The organism is Amycolatopsis jiangsuensis, assembly GCF_014204865.1.
Taxonomy (GTDB): Bacteria; Actinomycetota; Actinomycetes; order Mycobacteriales; family Pseudonocardiaceae; genus Amycolatopsis; species Amycolatopsis jiangsuensis.
Genome location: NZ_JACHMG010000001.1, coordinates 7,549,636 through 7,569,771, shown reverse-complemented (window position 1 = coordinate 7,569,771; position 20,136 = coordinate 7,549,636). Strand labels below are relative to the sequence as shown.

Genomic DNA, 20,136 nt, shown 5'->3' with positions numbered 1-20,136 from the left:
TACCATACCTTTACTGTCCACTGTGGTCTCTCGACCGGTGCGTTACGCTGAGGACATGGCCGATTACGACCTGGTGGTGTTCGGTGCCACCGGATTCACCGGTGAGCTCACCGCCGAGTACCTCGCCCGCACCGCCCCGCCCGGGTGCCGCTGGGCGATCGCCGGCCGCGATCAGGGCAAGCTGTCCGCGGTGCGCGACCGGCTCGCCGCGATCGACAGCCGCTGGAGCGACCTGCCGGTGCTGCGCGCGGACACCGGCGATCCGGCGTCGCTGCGCGAGCTCGCCGCGGCGGCGAAGGTCGTGGTCACCACGGTGGGCCCGTATCTGGAACGGGGCGAGCCGCTGGTCGCCGCCTGCGCCGCGGAGGGCACGGACTACCTGGACCTCACCGGCGAGCCGGAGTTCATCGACCGGATGTACGTGGCGCACCACGCGACCGCGGCGGAGACCGGCGCGCGGATCGTGCACTGCTGTGGTTTCGACTCGATCCCGCACGACCTCGGCGCGTGGTACACCGTCCGGCAGCTGCCCGAGAACGTCCCACTGCAGGTGGACGGCTACGTCCGGGTCGGCGCACGGCCGTCCGGCGGGACCTTCGGCACCGCGCTCACCGTCGTTTCCCGGCTCCCGCAGGCCGCCAGGGCGGCGAAGGAGCGTGCCGGACGGGAGCCGGACATCCCCGGCCGCCGCGTCCGGGTCCCCGCCGGCTCCCCGCACCGGATGCCCGGCACCGGACACTGGGCGCTGCCACTGCCCACGATCGACCCGCAGATCGTGCGCCGTTCCGCGCGGGCGACACAGCGTTACGGGCCGGACTTCCGCTACCGGCACTTCGTCGCGTTCACGCGTCTGCCGTCGGTCGCCGCGACCGCGGTGGGTGCCGGGGCACTGGTCGCGGCCGCCCAGCTGCCTCCGGCCCGCCGGGCGCTCGCGCGGCTGCTCTCCCCTGGCGAGGGGCCGGACGCGCAGCGGCGGGCACGTTCGTGGTTCCAAGTCAGCTTCACCGGCCGTGGCGGCGGCCAGGAAGTGCGCACGCAGGTTTCCGGCGGCGACCCGGGTTACGACGAGACGGCCAAGATGCTCGCCGAGTCGGCGCTCTGCCTGGCCTTCGACGATCTCCCGGCCACCGCCGGGCAGGTCACCACGGCCACCGCGATGGGCGACGCGCTGATCGACCGGCTCACCCGCGCCGGAATCGTCTTCCGCACGCTCTGACCCCGCACGCGATCCTGCGCGCCCGGGAATCGCGGTCACGCCACGCGCGCCCCATCCTGTTCGCACTGCGCCCATCCGCGCTGCCCCGCATCACGGCCGTCCGCGCGCCTCAGCCTGCCCCGCACCACGGCCATCCGCACGCACCCACAGCCCCGCACACGGCCGTCCGCGCGCCCCACACGACCCCGGTACGCACCCGGCGCCACGGCCCAGGCCGTACGAAGTGCCCGGGCCGCTCGCCGACCGGGTCCACAAAGGACCATCAGTCGTATTTCGCGGAAACCCCGGATCGGCTCTTGCCGGGCGTTTCTCGTTTCCCCTAGGGTGGCGCTACGCCGCAGCAGTACCCGGAGCCGTCATGCCCGGCCTGCCTGGGCAGCGCCGGTTCCGGTCGTCTCGCCCATTTTCGCGGAAAGGGAATCCCTCTCATGCGCAAGACGCTGCGGCCGGTGCTGGCCGCCGGCCTCACCGCGGCCTCCGCCCTCGCCCTCGGACTCTGCGGCCCGGCCATCTCGGCCGCCGACACGGTGCACCCGCTCGCCGCCACGGCGAGCGTGCGGGACTCCGGCGGTGACCTCTCGTCGCCGGAAAAGAAGGAAATCGCCATGGAACTCGTGTCCAGCGCGGAAAACTCCTCGCTCGACTGGAAGGCGCAGTACGGCTACCTCGAGGACATCGGAGACGGCCGCGGCTACACCGGAGGGATCGTCGGCTTCTGCTCGGGCACCGGCGACCTGCTCGACCTGGTCCGGGCCTACACCGCCGCCGTGCCGGACAACCCGCTGGCGAAGTTCCTGCCAGCACTGGAAAAGGTCAACGGCAGCGATTCGCACGAGGGCCTCGGGGCGGCGTTCGAAGACGCGTGGGCGCAGGCCGCGGGTACCGGTGAGTTCCAGCAGGCGCAGAACGACGAGCGGGACCGGGTGTACTTCGACCCGGCGGTCGAGCAGGCGAAAGCCGACGGCCTGGGCGCGCTCGGCCAGTTCGTCTACTACGACGCCATCGTGATGCACGGTCCCGGCGACAGCCCGGACAGCTTCGGCGGCATCCGCGAGACGGCGACCCAGAAGGTGGAAACCCCGGCGCAGGGTGGCGACGAAACGGCTTACCTCAGGGCGTTCCTGGACGCCCGCAAGGTGATCATGAAGCAGGAGGAGGCGCACGCCGACACCTCGCGCGTGGACACCGAGCAGCTGGTGTTCCTCGACGAGGGAAACCTCGACCTGCACACCCCGCTGAAGTGGAAGGTGTACGGGGACCCCTACGAGATCAGCTGAATCCGGGGTGCCTTCGGCCGGCCCTCCACGCCGGTCGAAGGCACCCGGTTCAGCCCCGGACGACCGCGCCCGGCTCACCCCGCGAGCAGCCGGTCCAGTGCCGACTGGCTTTCCTCGTCCGCGGCGCGGTGGATCACCAGCAGCTGGCCCGGATCCTCGAGCGGGGCGAGCGTTTCGTAGCTCATGGTCAGCAATCCGGCTTCCGGATGCCGCATCACCTTGTGCCCTCGGCCGTTGACTTTCACGTCCCGCTCGGCCCACAGTCGCGCGAATTCCTCGTCACCAGAGGTGAATTCGGTGATGAGGTCGGTCAGCACGCGATCGTCGGGATGCGCGGCCCAGGCGGCACGCAGATGGGCGATTCCCTCGCGCACGACCCGTTCGCGGTCCAGATAGAACTCCCGGACCCGCGGATGCATCAGGCACAGCCACATCGAATTGCGCCGCGCGGGCGGCAAAGTGGCGAAGTCGACGAGCATCCTGGCCATTTCCCCGTTCCAGGCCAGGATGTCGTACCGGTGATTCATCAGCATGGCCGGCAGCGGCGAAAGATCCTCGAGCAGCCGGACCAGCGAAGGCGCGGCGGTGGTGGCCGGCTTCGCGGTCGCGCGCGGGCGCTGCTCGGCCAGGTCGAACAGGTAGGCGCGTTCGCCGGGAGTCAGGCGCAGCGCCCCGGCCAGCGCTTCCACCACCTCCACCGAGGGCCGCAGGCCACGGGCCTGCTCGAGCCGCACGACGTAGTCGATGCTGACGCCGGCCAGCTCGGCGACCTCTTCGCGGCGCAGCCCCGGGGTCCGGCGGGCCTGCCGGCGTGCGGGCAGCCCGAACTCACCCGGATCGAGACGTTCACGCCGGGTCCGCAGGAACGCGGCCAGCTCCTGGGCCTTCTCGGCGGTGCGGGTCATCACGAACGAGTCTAGCGCGAGGGTGGGACTGGCCTTCCCAGGAAGTTTCCTCCCTGACCCCCGCCGCGCGCCCGGCACAGACTCGGTTCCGACGGATCACTGGCACAGGAGGACACGATGCCGCTCACCCTCGACACCTATCGGCTGCTGGGCCGCTCCGGTCTGCGCGTCTCACCACTGGCGCTGGGCACGGCGACCTTCGGCACCGAATGGGGCTGGGGCGCCGAGCAGGACGACGCACGCAAGCTGTTCGACCGCTACGTCGGCCTCGGTGGGAACTTCATCGACACCGCACCGACCTACACCCACGGCAGCGCGGAGCGCATGCTGGGCGAGTTCACCCGGGACAACCGCGAAAGCCTGGTACTGGCGACGAAGTACACGACGCTGCGCCGGGCGGGCGACCCGAACTCCGGGGGCCCGCACCGCAAGAGCCTGTTCTCGTCGGTGGAATCCAGCCTGCGGCGGCTGAACACCGACTACCTCGATCTGCTCTACCTGCACGTATGGGATTTCACGACGCCGGTCGAGGAGATCCTGCGCGGGATGGACGATCTGGTCCGCCAGGGCAAGGTCCTGTACGTGGCGATGTCCAACGTGCCCGCCTGGCAGGTCTCGCGCATGCAGGCGATCGCCGATCTGCGCGGCTGGTCCCCGCTGGTCGCGCTGGAGATCGAGTACAACCTCACTGAGCGCACCGGCGAACGCGACCTGATCCCGATGGCCCGTGAGATGGGGCTGGGCGTGGTGCCGTACTCACCGCTGGCCGGCGGGGTGCTCAGCGGCAAGTACCGCCGGGAAGACCTGACCACGGCGGACGCCGCGGCCGACGGCAGCAATCGCAAGGCCGCCAATCTCGCCCTCGGCTGGCTCAGCGAACGGAACCTCGCCATCGCCGACGTGGTACGGCAGGTCGCCGCCGAGCTGGGCATCACTCCGGCCCAGGTCGCGCTGGCCTGGACCCTGCAGAACCCGGCCGTGGCATCGCCGATCATTGGCGCCCGCACGCCCGAGCAGCTGGAGAGCAACCTGGGTGCGCTGGAGGTCGGCTTCACCGCCGCTCAGCTGGCCCGGCTCGACGAGGTGAGCGCCATCGAACTCGGCAACCCGCACGGTCTGCTGGCCGGCGAGCACATCCGCCACGAGACGCACGGCGACATGAAGATCCGGACCCGCCGCTGAGTCCGTGGCGGGCCGTGGTCCCGGAAGTGCCGGTGACGCGTGGCTGCTCAGCCGGCGAGTAGCTGGTCGGCGGACCGGGTGTTCACGATGCGGTCCGGGCCGAGCCCGGCTTCCTGCGCTCGTGCGCAGCCGTAGACCTGCCAGTCCAGCTGTCCCGGTGCGTGCGCGTCGCTGTCGACGGCGAAATCGCAGCCCAGTTCCGCGGCCTGGCGCAGCAGCCGCATCGGCGGGTCGAGGCGTTCCGGACGGGCGTTGATCTCCACGGCCACACCGTGGTCTCGACAGGCGGCGAAGACCTTCTCCGCGTCGAATTCCGATTCCGGCCGGCTGCGTCCGCGGAGCAGCCGGCCGGTGCAATGGCCCAGCACGCGTACGTAGGGGTTCGCGACGGCGGCGAGCATCCGCGGCGTCATCTCGCGGGCCGGCATCCGCAGCTTCGAATGCACACTGGCCACCACGAAATCCAGCCGCGCCAGCAGTTCCGCGGTCTGGTCGAGCGTGCCGTCGTCGAGGATGTCCACTTCGATGCCGTGCAGCACGCGAAACGGCGCCATCTCCTCGTTCACTCGCGCCACTTCGGTCATCTGGTCCTGCAGCCGTTCAGCGGACAGCCCACGGGCCACGGTCAGCCGCGGCGAATGGTCGGTGAGCACGACCCACTCGTGGCCCACCGCACGCGCGGCCTCGGCCATCTCGCGGATCGGGCTTCCGCCGTCGGACCAGTCGGAGTGGGTGTGGCAGTCGCCGCGAAGCGCGGCACGGAGCGGACCGCCGTCAGGCAACGCTGCTTCGTCCAGCTTCGCCGCGTACGCAGGCGTACGCCCCTTCAGCGCGTCCTCGATCACGCCCGCGGTCGCCTTACCGATACCTTTGAGCGCCTGCAACGTGCCCGCCTGTACGCGGGACTCCAGCTCCTCCGAGGACAGACCGTCGACGACTGCGGCGGCCTGACGGAACGCGCGCACACGGTAGGTCGGCTCTCCCGAACGTTCGAGCCGGAAAGCGATGTCACGCAAGGCGCGTGCCGGATCCATGCTTCCTGTCTACCCGCTCAACGGCGGCGCGGCAGCTCGTGCAGCTCGACGTTCCCGAGGCGACCGTCCCGGATCTCCGCGGTCTGGTACGTGCAGAACGGCTGCCGCCGCCGGTCGGTGGGCGACCCCGGGTTGAGCAACCGCAGTCCACCGGGCGTCACTGAATCCCAGGGGATGTGACTGTGGCCGAAGACGAGTACGTCGGCGTCCGGGTACTGCGCTTCGCACCGCGCCTCGCGCCCCTTCACGTCGCCCGTTTCGTGCACCACGGCCAGCCGTACGCCGCCGAGAGTCACCCGCGCCACCTCGGGTAGCCGCTGTCGCAGCTCGGGACCGTCGTTGTTGCCGTATACACCGATCAGCCGCGCACTGGCCGCCGTGAGCGCGTCGAAGGTGTCCAGATCGACCCAGTCCCCCGCGTGCACCACGACGTCCGCTCTCGCCACCTCGTCCCAGACCAGCGCGGGCAGCTCCTTGGCCCGCTTCGGCAGATGCGTGTCCGCGACGAGCAGCAACCGCACGTCAGCCCTCCTGCCCGCCGACCGCCGCGAGCACCCGGTCGAGAAAGGCCGCCACGTGGTCGCGCAGCAGGCCGGCCGCGCCGTTCGCGTCGCCCTCACGGGCGGCGGTGAGTACGGCTTTGTGCTCGCTCCATTCGTTGCGCCAGCTGGGATTCGCGTCCCAGCCGACCACGGTGATGAGTGCTGCCCGGTCCCGCAGGTCGTCCAGGATGGACACCATCAGCGGGTTGCCGCAGGCGGCGTACAGGGCCCGGTGGAACCGCCGGTTCAGCAGGCTCAGCGCGGTGTGGTCGGCATCGGCCAGCGCCGCCGACGCCTCCTTCAGCGCGTCCGCGGCGTCCTCGAACGCGTCCCCCGCCAGTACCGATCGGCGCAGCGCTTCCGGCTCCAGCACGGCGCGCACGTCGTAGACCGACCTCGCCAGCTCCGCGTCGACCACGCACACCGACGCGCCCTTGTACGGACTGAACGTGACCAGACCGCTGTTCGACAGCACCTTCAGCGCTTCCCGCACCGGCGTCTTCGACACGCCCAGCCGCGCGGCCAGCTCGGCCTCCACCAGCTGCTGGCCCGGCCGCAGCTCGCGGGTCAGGATGGCCCGGCGGATCTCCTCCAGCACCACTTCGGTCCGGGAGGCGGGGAGGCTGAACGTCGAGGGCATCGGACACTCCTGGCTCGCACGCGCGTGAGCGACCATTCAACCAGCCCGGCGCCCGGCGCCCACCGGCACAGCGCGGATGCGATCATATATCAGATGCCAACCCTCCTACGAAGGGCGTGACGGTCATGAAGGCACCCGAGGACCTGCGCAGCCACCGCTGGTTCGGCGGCGGCGAACTGCGGAACTTCAGCCATCGCGCCCGCGCGCGGCAGCTGGGTTACGAACCGGAGGAGCACCTCGGCAAACCGGTGATCGCGATCCTCAACACCTGGAGCGACATCAACCCGTGCCACATGCACCTGCGCGAACGGGCCGAACAGGTCAAACGCGGGGTGTGGCAGGCCGGCGGGTTCCCGCTGGAGTTCCCGGTGGCGACGCTGTCGGAGACGTTCCAGAAACCCACCCCCATGCTCTATCGCAACCTGCTGGCGATGGAGACCGAGGAACTGCTGCGGTCCTATCCGGTCGACGGCGCGGTGCTCATGGGCGGCTGCGACAAGACCACGCCGGCGCTGCTGATGGGGGCGGCGAGCGCGGGGCTGCCGTCGATCTTCGTCCCGGCCGGCCCGATGCTGCGCGGGCACTGGCGTGACGAGGTCCTCGGCAGCGGCACCGACATGTGGAAGTACTGGGACGAACGGCGGGCGGGCACGATCGGCGACCAGGAGCTGTCCGAACTCGAACGCGGGCTGGCCCGCTCCCCCGGACACTGCATGACCATGGGTACCGCGTCCACCATGACCTCGGCCGCCGAGGTGCTGGGCCTGACCCTGCCGGGCGCCGCGTCGATCCCGGCCGTCGACTCCGCGCACCACCGGATGGCCGCCGCGAGCGGGTCCCGGATCGTCGGCATGGTGTGGGAGGACCTGACGATCGCGAAGATCCTCGACGAACGCGCGTACGCGGACGCGGTCACCACCGTGCTCGCGCTTGGTGGTTCGACGAACGCGGTGATCCACCTGATCGCGATGGCCGGGCGCAGCGGCGTCGCCCTGTCGCTGGCCGACTTCGATGCGATCGCCCGCCGGACGCCGGTGCTGGCGAACATCCGTCCCGGCGGGGACTGGCTGATGGAGGACTTCTACTACGCCGGCGGACTGCCCGGGCTGCTGTCCCGGCTGGCCGATCTGCTGCACCCGGACCGGATCACCGTGACCGGAGCGCCGCTCGCGGACGCGCTGGCCGGCGCGCGGGTGCACAACGACGACGTGATCCGCCCGCGGGACAACCCGGTCGCGGCGGAGGCCGGCGTCGCCGTGCTGCGCGGCAACCTCGCTCCCGCCGGTGCGGTGATCAAGCACATCGCCGCCGAACCGGGACTGCTCACGCACACCGGCCCTGCGGTGGTGTTCGACGACTATCGCGACCTGAAGAAGCGCATCGACGACCCGGAGCTGGGCATCACCGCCGATTCGGTGCTCGTGCTGCGCGGTTCCGGACCGCTCGGCGGTCCCGGGATGCCGGAGTACGGCATGCTGCCGATCCCGCGGCACCTGCTCGCCCAGGGCGTGCGGGACATGGTGCGGATCTCCGACGCCCGGATGAGCGGGACCAGCTACGGCGCCTGCGTCCTGCACGTGGCACCGGAGTCCCACGTCGGCGGCCCGCTCGCACTGGTCCGCGACGGAGACCTGGTCACCCTCGACGTGCCCGGCCGTACGCTGCGGCTGGAAGTGGACGACACCGAGCTGGCGAACCGGCGGGCGGCGTGGATCGCACCCCCGGCTCGTTTCGGCCGGGGTTACGGTGCCCTGTACTCGGAGCACATCACGCAGGCCGACGAGGGCTGCGACTTCGACTTCCTCGCCCGCACCGGTGCCGACCCGGAACCCGACGCCGGCTGAGGCCTGACCGGTTTGGGGGCGCTAGTCCGGCATGTCCGGCTCCCCGTACGCTGTGCCACGCGAGGCGGCGAACGAAAGAGGCAACGAAGGTGGCGCACGAACCACGCTGGCCGGATTCCCACGGTGAGCAGACCGACATCCTGCCGGTCGTGGCTCCGGACGAACCGCAGCGGCCGGCGCCGCGGCGCGGGCTGCGGCGGGCGGGCTGGATCTCCGGCGGAGTACTCGCGCTGCTGGTCGTGGCCTACCTGATCGACCTGCTCACGAGCCAGGGCCAGGTGCCCCGCGGCGTCGTCGTGGCCGGGGTGGACGTCGGCGGGCTGGAGCGGCCGGTCGCCGAACGGGAGCTGCGCGGCACGCTCGAACCGCGGCTCGCCCAGCCGCTGAGGGTCACCGCGGGCGAAGCCCGCGCCACCCTGACCCCGGCCGAGGCCGGACTGCGGCTGGACTGGAGCGGCACCCTGGACCAGGCGGGCGACCAGCCGCTGAACCCGTTCACCCGGCTCGCCTCGTTCTTCGGCAGCCGGGACGTCGGGGTCGTCTCCCTCGCCGAGGACGACAAGCTCGACGCCGCGCTGGACGATCTGCGCGGCCGCGTCGACCGCGATCCGGTCGAGGGCACCGTCCGGTTCGACGGCGCCACCCCGGTCGCGGTGGAACCCCGCCCGGGGCAGAAGCTCGACGTTCCCGCCGCCCGGCAGGCATTGCTGACCCGCTGGGCCGAAGGCCGGGAGCTGTCGCTGCCGGTGGTGCCCGCGCCGGTGTCCACCACCACCGCCGGGGTCCGAGCGGCGCTGGAGGACTTCGCCCGGCCCGCGGTGTCCGGTCCGGTGCGGGTCAAGGGCGAGGGTGCGGACGCGACCTTGCGGCCCGCGGACATCGCCGCGGCGCTCACGTTCGTCCCTGCCGACGGCGGCGGCCTCACCCCGAAGCCCGACACCAAGAAGCTCACCGAAGTCCTGGCCCCGCAACTCGAGTCCACCGAGAAGGAGGGCCGCGACGCGAGCATCGAGTTCTCCGGCGGCAAACCGGTGGTCGAGCCCTCGGCGGACGGCAGCGCGGTGGACTGGGAGAAGAGCTTCACCCCGTTGGTCGACACCCTGAAGCAGACCGGCGACCGCGAACTGAAGGCGGTGTACAAGAAGACGCCCGCGAAGGTCACCACCGAGCAGGCGAACAAACTCGGGGTGAAAGAAGTGGTCGGCGAATTCAGCACGCGCGGGTTCGCCGCCGACTCCGGCGTCAACATCCGCGTGGTGGCCGAGAAGGTGAACGGCGCCATCGTCAAACCCGGGGAAACGTTCAGCCTCAACGGATTCACCGGTCCGCGCGGTAAGCCCCAGGGATACGTGGAGGCGGGCGTGATCGAGAACGGCGCCCCGGCACGCGAGGTCGGCGGCGGTATCTCGCAGTTCGCGACGACGCTGTACAACGCGTCCTACTTCGCCGGGATGAAAGACGCCGGGCACAAGGAACACAGCTACTACATCAGCCGGTACCCGGCCGCGCGCGAGGCCACCGTGTTCCAGAACCCCAACGGTTCCAGCGTGATCGATCTGAAGTTCACCAACGATTCGGACACCGGCATCGCGATCCAGACGGTGTGGACGTCGTCGTCGATCACCGTGAAGCTGTGGGGCACCAAGCGCTATACCGTGGAGTCCGTGCCCGGCCCGCGCACCAACCAGACGCCGCCGCCGACCAAACCGGGGCCCGCGGAGAACTGCCACGCCTCCGCCGGTGCGGAAGGTTTCACCACGAGCGACACCCGGGTCCTCCGCGACGCCGCGACCGGACGGGAAGTCTCCCGGCACAAGCGCAACGTGCACTACAACCCGCAGCCGAAGATCACCTGCGGCGGCTGATCCGGCGTCACCGGCGCAGCCGGGCCGCCACCGCTTCGGTGGCGAAGTCCACCGCGAAGGCGAACTCCGCCTCGTGGTCGCAGCGCGCGAGAAACGGTGCGGTCTCCGCCAGCCCGGCGCCGGTCAGCTCCTCCTCGCGGCGGGCGATGGCTTCGGCGTCGGTGACCCCGAACGCCGGGCCGGCACCCGCCTCGCGCAGGAGCGAGCCGATCACCATCGCCAGCAGGGAGCGCAGCAGGTGCACTGCCTCCTCCGGGGCGGCGCCTGCCTTGCGCAGCACCGAAAGGACCGCTTCGACCGGGGCCAGCGCCACCGCGGACGGCAGCTGCCGGGTGAGCACGAGCGTGGCCGCCTGCGGATGGGCGAGCGCGGCCCGCCGGAACGCCCAGGCGAACGCCCGCAGATCGTCCTCGAGGACGCCGACCGGCTCGGGCAGCCCGATCCCCGCGAGTACGTGCTCGGCGACCGCGTCGAGCAGACCGTCCTTGCCCTCGACGTGGTGGTAGAGGCTTTTCGCGTCGACGCCGAGCCGGCGGGCCACCGACCGCATGCCGACCGCCGCCACGCCCTCGTCCTCGGTCACCGTCAGCGCGGCCGCCCGGATCGCCTCCCGGGAAAGCCGGGCGGCTCCCTTGCGTGGTCTGCCCCGTTCCGCCATCGCACCACCTTGCTCAAAACCCACACTGTGGATTAAATTGCCCGTGCATCCACCCTAACCGCTACAGGAGCCCCCGTGGACCCGTTCGCCATCCCGGACGCCGAGGTGCTGCGCGCCCGGCAGAAGCTCGTGCTCGACCACTTCCACGACGAGGTCCGCCAGGACTGGGACGACGTGCTGGCCACCTTCCCGCATCCGCACTACGAGATCGTGCCCACCATGACCGTGCACGACGGGAACACCGCGGTGCGCGGGTACTACGACGAGACGCGCACCGCCTTTCCCGACCAGGACCACGAGATCATCGCGCTGCGGCACAGCGCGGACGCGGTCGTCGTGGAGTTCTGGCTGCTGGGCACGCATCTCGGCCCGCTCGGGAAGATCCCGCCGACCGGGCGCCGCTTCCGGGTCCGGATGACCGCGTACTTCCTGTTCGACGAGCACGAGAACCTCGTGTGCGAACGGGTCTACTTCGACACCCTGAGCATGCTGCGGCAGCTGGTCGGCGGGCTGTCCCCGCGTGATCCGCGGAACTGGCCGAAGCTGGTCCGATCGGTGCGCGGACTGCTCGCGATGAGCGGCTCGCCGGACCCGAGGCTGACCGGAACCACCCCTCCCGAGCTGTTCGATCGGGCCTGATCGCAGACATTGTCGGACCCCTTGCGTAAGGTCGGCGCAGATCTCGTAAGGGGGAACTGGTGGCCGACGACGCGGCAATGGGGCTGTACGGGCTCACGAAACGGTTCGGGACCACCGTCGCGGTGGACAACGTCGCGCTGGAGGTGCCGCGCGGGTCGTTCTTCGGCCTGGTCGGGCCCAACGGTGCCGGCAAGACGACCTCGCTGTCCATGGCGGTCGGCCTGCTGCGGCCGGACGCCGGGCAGGCGCGGGTGTTCGGCGTCGACGTGTGGCACGAGCCGGAACGGGCGAAGAGCCTGGTCGGCGTGCTGCCCGACGGACTGTCCATTCCGGAGCGGCTGACCGGCCGGGAACTGCTCACCTACATGGGGCAGCTGCGCGGGATGCCGGCGGACACGGTCGCCGAGCGGACCCAGGAGCTGCTCGGTGTGCTGGAGCTGACCGGTGCCGAGAGCACGTTGGTGATCGACTACTCCGCGGGCATGCGCAAGAAGATCGGGCTGGCGATGGCCCTGCTGCACGGGCCCCGGCTGCTGGTGCTCGACGAGCCGTTCGAGGCGGTCGACCCGGTGTCCGCCTCGACCATCCGCACGATCCTGCAGCGGTTCGTCGGCTCCGGCGGCGCGGTCGTGCTGTCGAGTCACGTGATGGCGCTGGTCGAGCAGCTGTGCAGCCACGTCGCGGTGATCACGCACGGCCGGGTCGTCGCTGCGGGCGCGGTGGCCGACGTGCGCGGCGAGGGCAGCCTGGAGGAGGCGTTCGTGCACATCGTGGGCGGGCGCACCGGCGGAGCGGAGGGGCTGTCGTGGTTGGCGTCCTCGTCCGATTGAAACTTCGCGTACTGCGGAATTCCCTGCGCGGGCGCCAGATCGCGGGCATGGTCGTCGGCGGGCTGTTCGGCCTGCTCGGCGCGGCGTTCACGATCGGCATCGCGGTGTTCCCGGTGGCGCAGGCACGGATCACCGTGGACCTGCTCACCACGGTGTACGCGGTGTGGGCGGCCGGCTGGATCCTGGCGCCGATCGCCACCGGCGGTGGCGACGACACCCTGCGCCCGGAGCATTTCGCCTTGCTGCCGATCCGGCGCCGCCGGCTCGCGACCGGGTTGCTGGTGGCGAGTTTCGTCGGGGTCGCCGCGCTGGCGAGCCTGCTCGCGTTCGCCGGGCTGTTCGTCTACGGGCTCCGGCTGGGCATCGGCGCGGCGCTCGTCGGGCTGGTGTTCACAGTGCTGCAGCTGGCTTTCGTGGTGCTGCTCTACCGGGTGGTGATCGCCGCGCTCGGCGCGCTGCTCACCTCGCGCAAGGGCAAGGAGCTGGGCATCATCCTGGTGGCGCTCACCGGATTGTCCGGCGTGCTGGTGAACTACGCGATCAACAGCGTGGGCCCGGCCATCGTGAGCGGACAGCTGCCCGGATTCGTGAACGTCATGCACGTACTGCCGTCGGGCTGGGGCACGGTCGCCGTGCGCGCGGCCGGCGACGGTTCGTGGGGCACGGTCGGCGGGCTGTTCGCGGCGATGGCCGCCGTGCTGGTGGTGCTGGTGGCCGCATGGGGCGCGCTGCTCACCCGGCAGGTGACCACGCCGTCGTTCCGAGGCGCTTCGCGCACCCGGGTGAAGTCCGAAGGCGCGCGCGTCCGGCGTGGCCTGCTGCCGCCGACGCCGGTGGGTGCCGTGGCACGCAAGGAACTCCACACCTGGTGGCGGGACGCGCGGCGGCGGGTCGCGCTGCTGTCCACAGTGCTGATCGGGGTGGTGATCACCATCGCACCCACGCTGTCCGGCGGAAAATCGTTCCTCCTGCCCTATTTCGGCGTGGCGATGGTCTTCTTCGCCTGTCTGCAGGCCGGGAATCTGTACGGAATGGACGGCAGCGCGCTGTGGCACACGCTCGTGGTGCCCGGTGCCGAGCGCGCCGACGTACGCGGGCGGCAGCTCGCCTGGCTGGTGCTCGTCGCACCGCTCGCGCTCGTGCTCACCGCGGTGCTGCCCGGCGCGCTGGGGCACGCCGGGGCGTATCCGTGGCTGTTCGGCCTCCTGCCGGCGCTGCTGGGCGCCGGGGCCGGCATGCTGATGCTGCAGTCGGTGTTCCTCGCGTTTCCGCTGCCCGACCAGCGGCGCGGCGGAAGCCCGTGGTCCTCGGGCGGTCGGCCCGGCTGTACGCGGGTGCTGCTGATGTTCGCCGCGATGGTGCTGTTGATCGTCGGTGCGCTGCCGGTACTCGCGCTGTGCGTCGCGGGCCAGCTGGCGGATCTGCCGTTCCTGCAGTGGCTCGGCGTGCCGGCCGGCATCGCCACCGGGCTCGCGCTGGCCTGGTGGTGGGGTGCGATCGCCCAGCGCCGCCTTGCCACCCACGGGCCCGAACTCCTGGCGACGGTCGGCAAGGAGAGGTGAGCGGGCCGGTCGCACCGGGTCACTCGGACCGGATATCGGCCCACGACCCGGTTTTGTCGGTGGCCGCCGGTAGGTTTCCGGACATGGCGACATTGGTGACGTTCCACGCCCATCCGGACGACGAGTGCATCCTCACCGGCGGCGTGATGCGCAAGGCGGCCGACGAGGGGCACCGGGTGGTGCTCGTGGTGGCCACGCGCGGTGAGCTGGGCGAGGTGCCGGAAGGCTTCCTCGCCGAGGGCGAACAGCTGTCGGAGCGCCGGGTGCGGGAAACGCAGGCGGCGGCCGAGGCGCTCGGCGTGGCGCGGGTGGAGTTCCTGGGCTACCGGGATTCCGGGATGATGGGCGAGGCCACGAACGACGGCCCGGGCACGTTCTGGACCGCGCCGGTCGAGGAAGCGGCGGCGCGGCTGGCGGACATCCTGCGCGAGGAGTCCGCCGAGGTGTGCACGGTGTACGACGACTACGGCAATTACGGGCACCCGGACCACATCCAGGTCCACCGCGTCGGGATGCGGGCCACCGAGCTGGCCGGCACCGCGCGGGTCTACCAGGCGACCACCAACCGCGACCAGATGCGTCGCGGGATGCTTGCCGCCGCCGAAGCCGGGCTGATCCCGCGCGAGGAGATCCCGGACGCCGAGGGCGGGCAAACCGTCGGCAAACCGGAAGCGGAGATCACCGCGGCGGTGGACGTCTCGGCGTACCTGCCGGTGAAGCGTGCCGCGATGCGCGCGCACGCGAGCCAGATCGCCGAGGAGTCGTTCTTCCTCGCCATGCCCGAGGAGGGTTTCCGCCAGGCTTTCGGCACCGAATGGTTCATCCGCGCGGGGCAGGGCCCAGGAATCACCGAACGCGATCTGATGGCCGGGCTGTGAAAGCGCGGCGGTCACGCCGAGCTCCGGCGAGCTGGCCGGATTAGGAGGCCCCGGCCAGCCACGTCCAACTCCGGCGAACCGACCGAGTCATGAGACCGCGGCGATCACGGTCAGCCCCACGAACCGACCGAGTCACAAAACCACAGCAGTCACATCCAACTCCGGCGAACCAACCGGATCACGAAACCCCGGCAGCCACGTCCAGCCCCACGCACCAACCGAGCCATGAGACGGCGGCGATCACGGTAAGCCCCACGAACGCACCGAGCTACGAAACCACAGCAGTCACATCCAACTCCACGAGCTGGCCCGGATAGCCCAGGCAGGTCACGCCCACCAGGGTGCTCGCCGTGCTGAACGCCGGTCCGATCCCGGAGGCGGTGAACCGGTCCCAGACCGCGGAGAGTGTCGTGCGCTCGGCCGTCGCCACGTAGATCACCGTGCGCACGACGTCGCCCGGACCGGCGCCGGCGGCGGCGAGGGCCACGGCGGTGTTGGCGACGACCTGGTCCACCTGCGCGAAAACGTCGCCGGGTACCACCACCGCGTCCGCGCCGAGCGGGCATTGCCCGGCGAGGTGCACGGTGGTGCCGCCGGACACGGTCGTCACGTGGTGGTAGCCGGGTGTCGGGTGCAGGCCGGCGGGTTCTGCCGTTGAATGATCACGGCGGCATCGTGGCACCCGTACCAGGCGGACGCGAGCGACTATCGACGCAGGGAGGATGCATGCACCGGACAATCGACTGGGCGGACGGCGCCGTCGTGATCATCGACCAGGTCGCGCTGCCCGGGGAGTACCGCAGGAGCACGCTGCGGACGGTGGACGAACTGGTCGACGCGATCCGCCGGCTCGCCGTGCGCGGCGCGCCCGCGCTGGGAGCCGCCGGGGCCCTCGGCGTCGCATTGGCCGCGTTCGCCGGCGGGGACGTTCGCGGCGAGGCCGAGCGGATCGCCGCCGCCCGGCCGACCGCGGTCAACCTGCGCTGGGGCGTCACCCGGGCACTCGGCAAGCTCGGCGACGGCCCGGCAGCCGTAGTGGCACTGGGCCGCGCGATGCTCGACGAGGACGAACGGAAGAACCGCGCCGCGTCCGGGCACGCCGCGGAGGTCGTGCTGCGCTCGTGCCCCCGGCGTCCGCTGCGCTTGCTGAGTCATTGCAACGCCGGGCACCTGGCCGCGGTCGCCTGGGGAACCGCGCTCGGCGTCGTGTGGCATCTCCACGAACGGGACCTCGTGGAATCCGTGCTGGTCGACGAAACCCGCCCGCTGCTGCAAGGTTCCCGGCTCACCGCCTGGGAACTGGCGCGGGCCGGCGTCCCCTACCGCGTGCAACCCGACAGCGCCGCCGCGTTCGCGATGGCCCGCGGCCTGGTCGACTGCGTCCTCGCCGGCGCCGACCGCATAGCCGCGAACGGCGACGTCGCCAACAAGATCGGCACCTACGGCCTGGCGCTGGCCGCCGCACACCACCGGATCCCGTTCGTGGTCGTCGCCCCGGAGTCCACTGTGGACGATTTTGCGACCACCGGCGCGGACATCGTGATCGAGGAGCGCTCCGCCGCGGAACTCACCGAACTCCACGGCCACCCACTGGCCCCCGCGAACGCCCCGGTGTTCAACCCGGCCTTCGACGTCACCCCCGCCGGCCTGATCACCGCAGTAGTAACGGAAAACGGCGTCCGCCCCGCCCCTTCCCCCTGACCCGGCACCCAACCCACCGCCGAGCCCCGGCAGCCTCGCTCGACCGCCACGGCCCAGGGTTGAGGGCGCGGCCCAGGTTTCAAGGCCGCAGCCCGCGGAGTCAGGACACAGCCCGCGGAGTCTGGACGCAGCCCGTGGGGTTAGAGGCACGACCCGGAGGATGACGGCCCAGGGTGCAGGGCCGCGCCCAGGTAGCGAGGGAACGGGCCCCTCGTCCGGGACGCGGCCCCGTGGTCAGGGGCGTGGACCGACCACCTCGGCGCCGTCGGTGATCGTGATGGCCATGGCTGGGCACGAGTCGGCGGCGTCGAGTACTGTTTCGTCCGGTTCGACGGCGTCCGTGAGTGGGCGGGCGACCGCGCCGTCCAGTTCGAACACCTCGGGCATCAGGGATGCGCACATCCCCGACCCGATGCAGGTGTTCTGGTCGACCTCGACCTTCCAGCTCATCGTCACCATCCGATCGGCATCGAACGCGGTCCGCGGACCAGCATCTGGGTCTTCCACACGATATCGCCTGCCAGGTGCAGACCGGGCATTTCACTGGTCAGCGCCTTGAGTGCTTCCTGGAGCTCGAGCCGCGCGAGCGGTGCGCCGAGGCAGTGGTGCACGCCGTGACCGAAGCCGAGGTGGTGGTTGTCCTCGCGGTCGAGTGCGATTTTGTCCGGTCCGGCGAACTGCAGCCGGTCGCGGTTGGCCGCGCCGACCGCGACGAGCACCGGCTCACCCTCGCTCACCAGCACGTCGCCGACCTGCACGTCCTCGGTGGCGTACCGGGCGAACCCGGCTCCGGCACCGAGCGGCACGAAGCGCAGCAGCTCCTCCACCGCCGACGGGATCAGCGACGGGTCCGCGCACAGCCGTTCCCACTGCTCGTGCTGGTCGAGCAGGGCGTAAACGAAGTTCGGGATCTGGCTCGCGGTGGTCTCGTGCCCGGCCACGAGGATGCCCACGCACAGGTCGACCAGCTCCAGCTCGGTGAGCCGGTCCCGGACGTCGCGCGCCTCGATGAGCGCGGTCATCAGGTCGTCGCGGGGTTCGGCGCGGTGCGCGGCGATCAGCCCGGCCATGTACTCGCGCAGCTCCTCGCGGTTGCGCTCGGCCTCCTCCGCGGTGAGCCCGCTGGTCGAGAGCGACGCGTCACTCCAGACCCGGAACTTCGGCCGGTCCTCGACCGGCACGCCGAGCAGCTCGCAGATCACCGCGACCGGGATCGGCAGCGCGTAGAGGTCGACCAGGTCCGCCGGCTGCCCGTGCCGCTTCAGGTCGCCGATGAACTCGCGCGCCAGCTCGGCCACGCGCGGGCGCAGCAGCTCCACTCGGCGCATGGTGAAGGCCTTCGCCACGAGCGTGCGCAACCGGGTGTGGTCCGGCGGATCCATGGTCAGGATGCCGCCGGTGCGCCGGTACTCGGTCATCCGCGGTTCGTCTTTCTCGACCGACATTGCGCGGGAGAACCGCCGGTCGCCGAGCACGAGCCGGGCGTCGGCGTAGCGCGTGGCCAGCCACGCCGGCTCCCCATGCGGCATGCGGACGCGGATCATGCCCTCGGCTTCGCGGGCCGCCGAGTACGCCTCGTTGAGGGCGAGACCCTCCTCCTCGTTGAACGGGTAGGCGAGCGGCTCGGTGTGCGTGGTGGTCATGCGGGCAGCTCCCGATCTCCTGGACGGCCAGTGTGTAAGCAACTGCTTACATGCTTACTCCGGTGATACTCCCCAGCCCGGGCAGTTGTCCAGTGCCGTGCCGGGCAACCACCCGCGGCGACCAACGCCGTCACCGAACGTGAAGCCGGCGAACCGGACGAGACCGTCACGTGCGGGGCGCCGCACCGGAAGGACGTGCGATGACCGGGCCGGCCTGCGCGAGGTCGTCCGGACGGACCCGGCGCGCGCCGGGGATGAACGCGGCCACGCACAGCGCCACCAGAGCGGCCGCGGAGCCGATCGCCAGCACCACCCGGAACGCGTTCTGGGAGGGCAGGCCACTCGCGAGCGTCAGCTGGGCGAGCAGTACCCCGGCCACCGCACTGGAGACCGATGTGCCGATCGAGCGCATCAGCGTGTTCAGGCTGTTGGCCGCCGCGGTTTCCGACACCGGCACCGCGCCCATCACCAAGGCCGGCATCGCGCCGTAGGCCAGTCCGATGCCGGCGCTGATCACACACGACGAAACGATCAGTTGCCAGACCGCCGACATCAGCAGGATCGCCAGCGCGTACCCGATCGCGACCACCAGCGCACCGGCCATCAACGTCACCTTGGGCCCGCGGGCGGCGGAAAGCCGGGCCGAGACCGGCGCGACCGCCATCATCACCAGCCCGCTCGGCGCCATCACCAGGCCGACGACGAGCAGGGACTGTCCGAGCCCGTACCCGGTTTCGGCCGGCAGCTGCAGCAACTGCGACAGCACGAGCGACATGGCGAACATCGCGAAGCCGAACACCGCGGACGCCAGGTTGGTCAGCAGCACCTGCCGCCGCGCGGTGACCCGCAGGTCGACCAGCGGCTGCCGGATACGCAGCTCCCAGCGGCCCCAGACCAGCGCGACCACGACCGCACCGGCCAGCAGGCCGAGGGTCAGCCCGCTGCCCCAGCCCCAGTCCGACCCCTTCGACACGGCGAGCAGCACGGCGACCAGCACCACCGAAAGCCCGGCCGCGCCGGTGAAGTCGAACCGGCCGCCTGCCCGTACCCGGGATTCCGGCACGAGCGTCCACACCAGCGCCAGCACCACCGCGCCCAGCAACGCCGAGGCCCAGAACAGCAGGTGCCAGTCGGCGCGCTCGGCCAGCAACGCGGCCAGTGGAAGTCCCAGCGCACCACCGATCCCGAGCGAAGCACTCATCAACGCGGTCGCCGAACCCAGCCGATGCGCCGGCAGCTCGTCCCGCATGATGCTGATCCCCAGCGCGATCACCGCGGACGAAAGCCCCTGCAGTGCTCGTCCGGCGATCATCGGGACCAGGCTGTCGCTCACCGCGCCGAGCACCGATCCCGCGATCAACGCCAGCACGCTGACCAGCAACAGCCGCCGTTTCCCATACATGTCGCCGAGGCGGCCGACGGTCGGGGTGGCGACCGCGGCGGCCAGCAGCGTCGCGGTGATCGCCCACGCGGTGTCCGACGCAGGCGCGTGCAGCAACGCGGGCAGCTTCGGCACGAGCGGGATGATCAGCGTCTGCATCAGCGACACCACCACCCCGGCGAACGCGAGGACCGCGACGATCACCCCGGACCGCCCGGCCGGCGCGCCGGGGACAACCTCAGCAGACATTCGGCACCCTCTTGGAGCGCACTGACCGAGTCAGTCAGCTGACTTAATGAGCGTAGCGTACCGGTTTGCGGGGGATCGAGGCCGAGTGCC

Annotated in this window: 19 protein-coding genes; 10 read left to right on the top strand and 9 right to left on the bottom strand. The window is 71.2% G+C overall.

From position 1 onward, the window contains the following. The first annotated feature begins 55 nt into the window (after nucleotides 1–55). A complete protein-coding gene (locus BJY18_RS33965; protein ID WP_184783930.1) occupies nucleotides 56–1,216 on the top strand; it encodes a saccharopine dehydrogenase family protein in 1,161 nt (386 codons plus the stop codon). A gap of 428 nt (nucleotides 1,217–1,644) precedes the next feature. Then, nucleotides 1,645–2,493 (top strand): chitosanase, encoded by an 849-nt coding sequence (locus BJY18_RS33960; protein ID WP_184783929.1) that lies wholly within the window; start codon nucleotides 1,645–1,647, stop codon nucleotides 2,491–2,493. Nucleotides 2,494–2,567: 74 nt separating this feature from the next. Here the strand turns inward: BJY18_RS33960 and BJY18_RS33955 are convergent, their stop codons facing one another. After that, nucleotides 2,568–3,398 (bottom strand): helix-turn-helix transcriptional regulator, encoded by an 831-nt coding sequence (locus BJY18_RS33955; protein WP_221458096.1) that lies wholly within the window; start codon nucleotides 3,396–3,398, stop codon nucleotides 2,568–2,570. A 117-nt stretch (nucleotides 3,399–3,515) separates the two neighbouring features. Here BJY18_RS33955 and BJY18_RS33950 point away from each other — a divergent pair, with 117 nt between their 5' ends. After that, nucleotides 3,516–4,580 carry an aldo/keto reductase gene (locus tag BJY18_RS33950; protein ID WP_184783927.1) on the top strand — a complete coding sequence of 355 codons (1,065 nt, stop codon included), beginning with the start codon at nucleotides 3,516–3,518 and terminating at the stop codon, nucleotides 4,578–4,580. Nucleotides 4,581–4,627: 47 nt separating this feature from the next. Here BJY18_RS33950 and BJY18_RS33945 read toward each other — a convergent pair whose 3' ends face one another. From BJY18_RS33945 to BJY18_RS33935, 3 genes are read right to left on the bottom strand one after another with little or no spacing between them, the layout of a single operon-like run. Beyond that, nucleotides 4,628–5,614 carry a PHP domain-containing protein gene (locus BJY18_RS33945; RefSeq protein ID WP_184783926.1) on the bottom strand — a complete coding sequence of 329 codons (987 nt, stop codon included), beginning with the start codon at nucleotides 5,612–5,614 and terminating at the stop codon, nucleotides 4,628–4,630. 17 nt (nucleotides 5,615–5,631) lie between these two features. After that, nucleotides 5,632–6,135: a metallophosphoesterase family protein gene (locus tag BJY18_RS33940; protein ID WP_184783925.1), complete on the bottom strand. Its 504-nt coding sequence runs from the start codon at nucleotides 6,133–6,135 to the stop codon at nucleotides 5,632–5,634. 1 nt (nucleotide 6,136) lies between these two features. Further along, nucleotides 6,137–6,796 carry a GntR family transcriptional regulator gene (locus BJY18_RS33935; RefSeq protein WP_184783924.1) on the bottom strand — a complete coding sequence of 220 codons (660 nt, stop codon included), beginning with the start codon at nucleotides 6,794–6,796 and terminating at the stop codon, nucleotides 6,137–6,139. Between the two features lie 125 nt (nucleotides 6,797–6,921). Between BJY18_RS33935 and araD the strand changes: the two genes are divergently transcribed. Next, the gene (gene araD / locus BJY18_RS33930) at nucleotides 6,922–8,640 is read left to right on the top strand and encodes an L-arabinonate dehydratase (RefSeq protein WP_184783923.1); all 1,719 of its coding nucleotides are present in this window, start codon (nucleotides 6,922–6,924) and stop codon (nucleotides 8,638–8,640) included. An 89-nt stretch (nucleotides 8,641–8,729) separates the two neighbouring features. Then, on the top strand, nucleotides 8,730–10,505 hold the full coding sequence (locus BJY18_RS33925) for a VanW family protein (RefSeq protein ID WP_184783922.1): 1,776 nt from the start codon (nucleotides 8,730–8,732) through the stop codon (nucleotides 10,503–10,505). Nucleotides 10,506–10,512: 7 nt separating this feature from the next. Here BJY18_RS33925 and BJY18_RS33920 read toward each other — a convergent pair whose 3' ends face one another. After that, nucleotides 10,513–11,163 (bottom strand): TetR family transcriptional regulator, encoded by a 651-nt coding sequence (locus tag BJY18_RS33920; protein WP_184783921.1) that lies wholly within the window; start codon nucleotides 11,161–11,163, stop codon nucleotides 10,513–10,515. A gap of 75 nt (nucleotides 11,164–11,238) precedes the next feature. Between BJY18_RS33920 and BJY18_RS33915 the strand changes: the two genes are divergently transcribed. The 4 genes from BJY18_RS33915 (at nucleotide 11,239) to BJY18_RS33900 (ending at nucleotide 15,072) form a co-directional block, all read left to right on the top strand. Further along, complete coding sequence (locus BJY18_RS33915; protein WP_184783920.1) at nucleotides 11,239–11,802, top strand: ester cyclase; 564 nt, start codon at nucleotides 11,239–11,241, stop codon at nucleotides 11,800–11,802. 59 nt (nucleotides 11,803–11,861) lie between these two features. Continuing rightward, nucleotides 11,862–12,632 carry an ABC transporter ATP-binding protein gene (locus tag BJY18_RS33910; RefSeq protein ID WP_312874057.1) on the top strand — a complete coding sequence of 257 codons (771 nt, stop codon included), beginning with the start codon at nucleotides 11,862–11,864 and terminating at the stop codon, nucleotides 12,630–12,632. Next, nucleotides 12,629–14,194: a hypothetical protein gene (locus BJY18_RS33905; RefSeq protein WP_221458093.1), complete on the top strand. Its 1,566-nt coding sequence runs from the start codon at nucleotides 12,629–12,631 to the stop codon at nucleotides 14,192–14,194. Before BJY18_RS33910 ends, BJY18_RS33905 begins: the two co-directional genes overlap by 4 nt. Nucleotides 14,195–14,277: 83 nt before the next feature. After that, nucleotides 14,278–15,072, top strand: a complete 795-nt coding sequence (locus BJY18_RS33900; protein WP_184783918.1) for a PIG-L family deacetylase — start codon at nucleotides 14,278–14,280, stop codon at nucleotides 15,070–15,072. Between the two features lie 268 nt (nucleotides 15,073–15,340). Here BJY18_RS33900 and BJY18_RS33895 read toward each other — a convergent pair whose 3' ends face one another. Next, nucleotides 15,341–15,682 (bottom strand): RidA family protein, encoded by a 342-nt coding sequence (locus tag BJY18_RS33895; protein ID WP_312874056.1) that lies wholly within the window; start codon nucleotides 15,680–15,682, stop codon nucleotides 15,341–15,343. Nucleotides 15,683–15,798: 116 nt separating this feature from the next. On the opposite strand from BJY18_RS33895, the gene mtnA reads away from it, so the two are divergent. Beyond that, on the top strand, nucleotides 15,799–16,773 hold the full coding sequence (gene mtnA / locus BJY18_RS33890; RefSeq protein ID WP_184783916.1) for an S-methyl-5-thioribose-1-phosphate isomerase: 975 nt from the start codon (nucleotides 15,799–15,801) through the stop codon (nucleotides 16,771–16,773). Between the two features lie 234 nt (nucleotides 16,774–17,007). Here the strand turns inward: mtnA and BJY18_RS33885 are convergent, their stop codons facing one another. The 3 genes from BJY18_RS33885 to BJY18_RS33875 form a co-directional block, all read right to left on the bottom strand. Continuing rightward, nucleotides 17,008–17,223, bottom strand: a complete 216-nt coding sequence (locus BJY18_RS33885; protein ID WP_184783915.1) for a ferredoxin — start codon at nucleotides 17,221–17,223, stop codon at nucleotides 17,008–17,010. A gap of 2 nt (nucleotides 17,224–17,225) precedes the next feature. Beyond that, nucleotides 17,226–18,416, bottom strand: coding sequence for a cytochrome P450 (locus BJY18_RS33880; protein WP_184783914.1), 1,191 nt, complete (start codon nucleotides 18,414–18,416; stop codon nucleotides 17,226–17,228). 166 nt (nucleotides 18,417–18,582) lie between these two features. Continuing rightward, nucleotides 18,583–20,046: an MFS transporter gene (locus BJY18_RS33875; RefSeq protein ID WP_184783913.1), complete on the bottom strand. Its 1,464-nt coding sequence runs from the start codon at nucleotides 20,044–20,046 to the stop codon at nucleotides 18,583–18,585. Nucleotides 20,047–20,136: the final 90 nt, after the last annotated feature.

Coding starts and splice junctions, on each gene's coding strand:
- BJY18_RS33880 (WP_184783914.1), bottom strand. CDS start 18,416: ATGACCACCACGCACACCGAGCCGCTCGCCTACCCGTTCAACGAGGAG.
- BJY18_RS33920 (WP_184783921.1), bottom strand. CDS start 11,163: ATGGCGGAACGGGGCAGACCACGCAAGGGAGCCGCCCGGCTTTCCCGG.
- BJY18_RS33945 (WP_184783926.1), bottom strand. CDS start 5,614: ATGGATCCGGCACGCGCCTTGCGTGACATCGCTTTCCGGCTCGAACGT.
- BJY18_RS33965 (WP_184783930.1), top strand. CDS start 56: ATGGCCGATTACGACCTGGTGGTGTTCGGTGCCACCGGATTCACCGGT.
- BJY18_RS33955 (WP_221458096.1), bottom strand. CDS start 3,398: ATGACCCGCACCGCCGAGAAGGCCCAGGAGCTGGCCGCGTTCCTGCGG.
- mtnA (WP_184783916.1), top strand. CDS start 15,799: ATGCACCGGACAATCGACTGGGCGGACGGCGCCGTCGTGATCATCGAC.
- BJY18_RS33950 (WP_184783927.1), top strand. CDS start 3,516: ATGCCGCTCACCCTCGACACCTATCGGCTGCTGGGCCGCTCCGGTCTG.
- BJY18_RS33935 (WP_184783924.1), bottom strand. CDS start 6,796: ATGCCCTCGACGTTCAGCCTCCCCGCCTCCCGGACCGAAGTGGTGCTG.
- BJY18_RS33875 (WP_184783913.1), bottom strand. CDS start 20,046: ATGTCTGCTGAGGTTGTCCCCGGCGCGCCGGCCGGGCGGTCCGGGGTG.
- BJY18_RS33960 (WP_184783929.1), top strand. CDS start 1,645: ATGCGCAAGACGCTGCGGCCGGTGCTGGCCGCCGGCCTCACCGCGGCC.
- araD (WP_184783923.1), top strand. CDS start 6,922: ATGAAGGCACCCGAGGACCTGCGCAGCCACCGCTGGTTCGGCGGCGGC.
- BJY18_RS33900 (WP_184783918.1), top strand. CDS start 14,278: ATGGCGACATTGGTGACGTTCCACGCCCATCCGGACGACGAGTGCATC.
- BJY18_RS33885 (WP_184783915.1), bottom strand. CDS start 17,223: ATGAGCTGGAAGGTCGAGGTCGACCAGAACACCTGCATCGGGTCGGGG.